Annotated in this window: 1 protein-coding gene; it reads right to left on the bottom strand. The window is 61.9% G+C overall.

Features of this window, described 5'->3' with window-relative positions:
- Positions 1-268, bottom strand: a 268-nt coding sequence (locus RMT89_RS43350; protein ID WP_315889253.1) for an ATPase, T2SS/T4P/T4SS family, incomplete at both ends; no start/stop codon positions are given.

The following is a 268-nucleotide window of genomic DNA, read 5'->3' as shown; positions in this document are numbered from 1 at the left end:
CCTCCACTCAGCTGCAGTAAATTGAGCCCCGCGATCAGCTGCGCATCCGGCTCGAAACTTTGGCGGCAAGTCTTACATAGAGATCGCACGAGGCGTTGCGCGACCACGCCGTTGAGGGTCGCGGTGAGAAGGTAATCTTCGAGCCCCATGTCGATCAGGCGGGTGACAGCGCTGGGCGCATCGTTGGTGTGCAACGTTGCGAGAATGAGGTGACCGGTCAGCGCAGCCTGCGCCGCGATGCGCGCGGACTCAAGATCGCGGATTTCGC

This window comes from Streptomyces sp. P17, from assembly GCF_032436805.1.
Classification (GTDB): domain Bacteria; phylum Actinomycetota; class Actinomycetes; order Streptomycetales; family Streptomycetaceae; genus Streptomyces.
Note: the sequence above shows the minus strand (reverse complement) of the source record. Positions and strands in the feature narration are given on the sequence as shown.